This window comes from Candidatus Eremiobacterota bacterium (assembly GCA_031082125.1).
Classification (GTDB): Bacteria; Vulcanimicrobiota; CADAWZ01; order CADAWZ01; family Ess09-12; genus Ess09-12.
Genome location: JAVHLM010000027.1, coordinates 110,431 through 116,889, shown reverse-complemented (window position 1 = coordinate 116,889; position 6,459 = coordinate 110,431). Strand labels below are relative to the sequence as shown.

Below are 6,459 nucleotides of genomic sequence, written 5' to 3'. Positions count from 1 at the left end.
TGGCGAAGAGCGGTGAAAAGGCAAAAGAGAAAGGAGGATGAATGCCCCGTGCCTGATGAGTCCTGCGCAGATGCAATCTGTCTTGCGCTTCCTGGCCGATAAGGATATGCTGAAAGCCCGCACTTCAGGATTTCATATGAGAGCCGACAGGAATATAATGGTCATGATGAAGAGAGCTCCCGGGGAAAAGAATAACCTCCTTGTTCCGGCCGTCCCTTTCCTCTCGCCTGCGCTGTACAGCGTGAGAGACAACCTCTTCCTTTACGGCGCGCTCGGCGCACTCATAGAGGCGCACGATGCTCTTGCCATGAATTCCAAAGGCTCCCCCGGATTCCACTGGAAGGTCTCTTCAAGTGGCTGAAGAATATGTGAAAACAAGCCTTTCTTGCGCATTTGCAGTGCAAAAAGATTATTCTTGAACGCACTGCCTGATTTTCCATAAAATGGGAATAGAGCATGAGAGGCAGAGTTTCAGGGCGATTAATTCCAGGCAGAAAGAGATAATGGAGGTGGGTCACACGATGAATGCAGCGAAAGTCGTTATGGCAATAATCGTAACAGGCGTGATACTGTTTTTTCTCTTAATTATCATTGTGCTCCATCAGGGCTGGATAGCCAATGTGAGTCACGGCTCTTACTCTCACTGCAGCCGCAATATCATGGAGATCGCTTCTGCCCTGGAGTCATATGCGCAGGACCACGAGGGAAGTTATCCTCTGTCACTGGCAGAATTGACGCCTGCTTACCTGAAATCCATTCCCCTTTGTAACGGGAATACCCTGCACGCATTCTGCATAGGTCCTCTCCGATTCGGCAGGTTGAAGGGAAAGGGAGTTGATACTTATTCACGGGGATATGTGGCTGGCTCTGCTCTCAATAAAGGAGCCGGGTCCTACATGCTCTGCTGCTCGGGATTAAATCACAGATTCGCTTATATACAAGGCTGCCAGGCCGGCCCCGATCAGCCCTCAATCTCCTCAGAAGATAAAGACAGGCTTGCCAGGTTCAAGGAAGATAAGAAAAAAGAGAAAACCGCACAGGAAGTATGGCCGCTCTGCACTGCCGCCCGACAGGGCGACCTGAGCAAAATTGCGGACCTGCTCAAAAAAAAACCGGCCCTGGTCAACGCGAGAGATTCTCAGAATTTTGCCCCTCTCGACCATGCGGTGTGTAATGGTAAGGTGGATGCCGTGAAGCTTATCATAGAAAAAGGCGGTGACGTGAACGGAAAGGCAGTCAATGGATTTACTGCGCTTCACAGAGCCATTTACGGAAATAAATTTGAAATGTGCAAGCTCCTCGTCTCACTGGGGGCTGATGTGAACGCCGAGGACGTTAAAGGCACCACACCTCTCACCATGGCAACGAACACAGGCTGCAATGAAATTGCAGTATTCCTGTGCACCAGAGGAGCTCAGATAAAGGATGTCTTCGATGCGGCAAAAGCTGGAGATATCGATAAAATCAGACATTATATCGAAAAGGATCCCTCAAGCAGCAACAAAAAAGACAGCTGGGGGAGAACTCCTCTCCATTGGGCCGCTGCCGGCGGCCACGAAGAGGTTGTGGAATACCTGATTTTAAAAGGCTCTGCAGTCACTGCAAAAGACGGCCAAGGGAGCACCCCCTTGCACCTTGCGGGCGCGAATAACAGCCTGAAGGCCGTGAAGATTCTCGTGGATAAGGGAGCCGATGTAAATGCAGGGGATAACAGGCTCCAGACCCCTGTTTTCCGCGCTTCCCTGAAAGCCCACAAGGAGATAGTGGAATTTCTCCTCTCAAAGGGCGCAGATATCAATGTGAAGGATCAAACCGGTTATACCCCGCTGAGATGGGCCAGAAAGTTCGGCAATAAGGATATGGAGAGCCTGCTGACAAGTCACGGGGCACGGTGAATGTCCGTTGTCGCCCCTCGCGCAGGGGCGTGGATTGAAAGCTGAAGGAACTGGCGCTCTGAGGACAGGGGATCATTCTCCTCTTCCAGCAAACAGTTTTGGGATTTTCCCTACAGGTGTCTCTTTGCACAGAAAATCCCTTGTGTGCCGGGAGAATGTCCCCTGGCCTCGCGCCGCACCACAGAGCTTTTTCTCCGGGGGGGAGCCCTCCGGGATCCTCAGCGTGGAATCTGAATTTTTTTTCTTTGCAGGAAAAATTCGCGGAAGCGCAAATATAAGGAATTTCACTGCACTCACCACCGCTTGATCCGCACCACGCACGACACACCACTATACCTGAACAAGCCGCAAGACAAATATCTCTGCTGAGTGAGAAGTCACGCTCTGTGAAATGGGGGGATGCATTATCTTTATCATTCATTGCCTTTCCTGACTCAGGTCTGATCATTTCCATCACTAAGGAGGTTTTTCCATGAAAAAAAGGTATGCAGATATCCATGGGCTGCTCATCGTGGCGCTGGTGTGCGCGCTCTTTCACTGCGGATGCGGTGGCGGCGGAGGAAGCAGCGCTCCCTCCGGCTATTACAATAACGACACTAATAACAACCCCACTCCCACCTCGGCGCCCACTGTCACGAACTGCTCCCTCTCGGGGCAGAGCGTGGCGCCGGGAGCGGCATGCTCCCTCAGCGGCACCGGCTTCGGCCTCACCAACACGGGAACCAGGGTGACCTACGCGAGCTATGTTGAGCTGGTCCCCGGCACTGCCACCGCTTCTACGATACGGGTTCCCGACTCCAATATCGTGAGCTGGAGCGACACCTATATCACCTTTCTCATTCCCAGCTCCGTGGTGAACGGGGTCACTTACACCATCAGCGTGGTGAAAGTCCTTGACGGCTCCTCGTCAAGCTCAGGGGCCTCATCGTCAGCGAGCGTGACCCCCGCCCAGCCGACGGTCACACCGCAGATCACCGGCATTCTTCCCGCAGGCCAGGCGGCGGGCCAGAGCGTCACCATCACCGGCACGAATTTCGGCACCTCGGGCTACGTGACCTTCGGCACCACGAAGCAGATGACCGTGACATTCACCGGCGGGACCCAGGCCGTGTGCGCCATCCCTTCAGGGATGTCGGGCGCCGTGTCGGTCTCCCTCTTCTCAAACCAGAACGGCGCGAGCGCCGGCTACAGCTACACCGCGGGGGGCGGCTCGACGGCGGCCGAGAACTGGAGCGGCACATGGACCTCCACGCAGGACACCACGAAAAGCGGCGCCTTCACGATGGCCCTGAACTGGAACGCCGAGAAGACCTCGGCGACCGGGACCTGCACGGCGACGGGCACTCCTTACAGCTCCGGGACCGTCACGGTATCGAGAGGTTCCGGCAAGGCCCTCTCCGGCACCGCGATCCTGGGCGAAGAGACGGTGCAGTTCACCGGCACCTACAACAGCGATGAGACGCAGCTCTCGTGCACCTATACCGCCACCTGGCCGGGAGGGTCCGACGCCGGCACCCTCAGCCTCGCGAAGTCCTCGTCGCCGGCAACAAAACATTCGGTGAGCGGCGCCATCCGCTCCAACAAGGATCCTCACCCTCCCCTGAGCGGCGTCTCATGCACCCTGACCGACGTGAATGGCGCCGTCAGGACCACCACTACCGATGCAAGCGGGAATTACTCTTTCACCGAGGTCCCTGAAGGGACAGGAAACATTCTGCTTTCAACGGCAGAGTATCTTCCCATGCGATTATACTTTTCCCTCACCTCCCGGGATCTGACCGGATTTGACTGCGATATGGGCAAGATATCAGAGATGCAGCAGGAGCCGCATTTTGATCTCACCAAGGGCCTTCTCTGCGGCTTCGTGTGGGATAAGAGCTCTCATTATATGGGAGGCGTAGCAGTGTCCAGCAGTCCTTCCGCGCTCTCCACAGGCTACAGCGCAGCCGGCACCTATACGACTATTGACTGGAGCGCCACGCAGACGGTGGCAATCACCTACGAGAGCCCGCAGTTCTGGATGACAATGACGCCCGATGTGTCTTCGGTAATCACTGCGGCGAAGGCGGGGGTCTCTTTTGCTCCCTCCTCCTGGACCATCATGCCCCGGGCCGGAGAGCTCGCCCTCGTATATTTCATGGAAAGCGGCGGCTCTTCAGAAGGGGGTGAAAAATGGAGCGGCACCTGGACCTCCACAAAATATTCCTCGACAAGCGGCACCTTTACTCTCGACATAACATGGGACGGGCAGAACACCTCGGCGAGCGGGACCTGCACGCTGACGGGCTCCATGTTCGGCAATACCGGCACAGTGACCGCAACACGGCAGGGCAATTCGCTCTCCATGACTCTCAAGGTAGGCAGCGCGACAATGCTATGCACCGGAACGTACGCCGAGAGCGAGACATCGGTAAGCGGAACCTTCACCGGGAGTGATGAAGGGACCTTCACCATGTCGAAACAGTGACAGGGGAGCGCCGGAGAAGGCTCCCGGTGAGACAGGCGGTCTCCGGCAACGGAGACCGCTGGTTCCCTCTATCTGGCTCTGATTTTAAAGATCCCGCCGGGAGGGGCGGCGCAGAAGACGAAGCTCCCTTCCGGCGCGTAGAGCTCGTCGCGGTCAACGACGCTGTCAAAGAGGACCTTGTCGTCGCTCACCACGATGACTCTCCCCTCTTCAGGCTTTTCAAAGCTCAGTATGGCGCCTTTCGCCACATTGAGCCACTCGTTATAGCCATCGGCTCCTATGGTCACCGTGTTCACCCCGCGTGCGGCCTTTTTCGCCCGATCAGCCTCCGAGAGGAGGTACATGCCGGCTCTGGCCCACCATTCGCCATTGCGGTTCATCAGGGCGACTGCCGTCTGATCCCGGAAGCACGTCGCCGCGATGGCCGCAGATCCGGGGCCCTCTATCTTCTTGATGCCGCAGAAGTCCGCGTATCCCGGAAAATCCTTGTACAGCGCCGAGGTGATCAGCCCCACCGTGCCGGCCTGCACGTAAGGCCTCACATTCCGCATCAGCCAGATTTTGCCGTCCACGGGCGCTTTGAGAGCTTTGGGCCTCTTCACAGGCTCGAGCTTCTGGAAGAGCAGCATATCGACGCCGTAGGAGGGAATCCTGTGGCGGGCAAGGTAGCGCTTCCCCTCTATCGTGGTCAGATAGCACTGAAGCTCATTTTCGGTGTTGTACAGATACCCGTCGTGGTAGATAAAGGATAAGAGAGGCTCGCTCCATGGCGCGCCCGCTTTTTTTTCTGCGGCAGGAAGGCAGAGGTCAATCTTTCTCCCCTTGCGGTCAATGATCAGTTTCACCACTTTGTCCTCGTCCGCATAGAAGCCGGCATATTTCGAAAGCTCCGGGGGGATCTGCTGCGGAGACGGCGGCTTTGAGGCGCGCTTCGTTTCGGGCTCCACGAGCTGCTTCTCCTCCATGACGGCGTCCAGAATCGGGCGGGTCAGCGCCTCGCCATTTGCATGGCCCGACAGGGAGAGGCCGATGACGATTCCCTGGTCAGGCACTATCTGCAGGTTGGTCGAGTAGCACATGGTGTTGCCGCCCTTGCCCATCACCTGGATCCCTTTCCTGTCGAAGGGGTGAAGCCTGGTATATTCCCAGCCGAGCTCGCTCATCATCTGCCGGGATTTCAGCCTACCGGAGAAGTGCGTCGGCTGTGTGCTCCTGATCTCCCTGAGGGAAGCTTCCGACAGGATCCTGCTGCCTTTCGCGGTAAAGCTGCTGCCGAAGCGGCAGAGGTCCTCGGCCGTCGAGGAGAGGCCGCCTGCGGCATAGACGGTGACCACCTCGGGGGGGTATTTTTTCCCGGTCTTCGCGTCGTAGTATTCTGCCCTGTCGGCGCCCTTATATTCGCCGATGCTCGCCCCCGTGTCGTGCATGCCGAGGGGGGTGAAAATGCGCTCCTGGAGAAACTTGAGGTACTTTCTGCCGGAGACTTTTTCCACGATGATCTCGGCGAGGGTAAAGGCGTCGTTGCAGTACATCGACATGGCGCCGGGCCTGTGCTTCAGTGAGGCGTCGGCAAGGGTTTTCAGCAGGATCTCGTGCATGTCGTGAGAGGGGCGGTAGCTGAAATAGAATGTCGAGCCCGGGAGGCCCGAGGAATGGTTGAAGAGCATCCTCACGGTGATATCCTTATACCGCTCATCCTTCATCGTGAACCCGGGAATATAGCGGGTGACTTTCTCGTCGAGGCCCACCTTTCCTTCGTCCACAAGGAGCAGCACGGCGGTGCAGACGAACATCTTGCTGGTGGAGCCGATATTGAAGCGGGTGTGACGGTCCACGGGGCTGTTCTGCGCCCTGTCCCTGACCCCGATGCCTTCAGAATAGACGATCTCCCCGTTGTCCATCACGGCCACCGTGGCGCCGCTTCCCTGCCCGTTGGTTATCGCTTTCCACAGGGTCTCGCGGGCGGCGACCTTTGCCTTCTGATAAGGGTCATTTGCGGGACTTTCAGCGCTTTCAGCTCTGCAGGCCGCTGCCAGGCAGAGGCTCATCGAGATAACAAGCATCAGTGCCGCGGTTCTTTTCTTCATGGTCTTCTCT

At 56.9% G+C, this 6,459-nt stretch carries 4 protein-coding genes; 3 read left to right on the top strand and 1 reads right to left on the bottom strand.

Annotated features, from left to right (window positions below):
- Window positions 1–70: 70 nt before the first annotated feature.
- The 3 genes from RDV48_24355 to RDV48_24345 all read left to right on the top strand — a co-directional run bounded on the left by RDV48_24355 (window position 71) and on the right by RDV48_24345 (window position 4,362).
- Entirely contained in the window at window positions 71–361 is a 291-nt protein-coding gene (locus RDV48_24355) for a hypothetical protein (protein ID MDQ7825957.1), read from the top strand.
- A gap of 160 nt (window positions 362–521) precedes the next feature.
- Window positions 522–1,895: an ankyrin repeat domain-containing protein gene (locus RDV48_24350; GenBank protein ID MDQ7825956.1), complete on the top strand. Its 1,374-nt coding sequence runs from the start codon at window positions 522–524 to the stop codon at window positions 1,893–1,895.
- Between the two features lie 472 nt (window positions 1,896–2,367).
- Window positions 2,368–4,362 (top strand): IPT/TIG domain-containing protein, encoded by a 1,995-nt coding sequence (locus RDV48_24345; protein ID MDQ7825955.1) that lies wholly within the window; start codon window positions 2,368–2,370, stop codon window positions 4,360–4,362.
- A gap of 68 nt (window positions 4,363–4,430) precedes the next feature.
- Here RDV48_24345 and RDV48_24340 read toward each other — a convergent pair whose 3' ends face one another.
- Entirely contained in the window at window positions 4,431–6,449 is a 2,019-nt protein-coding gene (locus RDV48_24340) for a serine hydrolase domain-containing protein (protein ID MDQ7825954.1), read from the bottom strand.
- Window positions 6,450–6,459 lie beyond the last annotated feature (10 nt).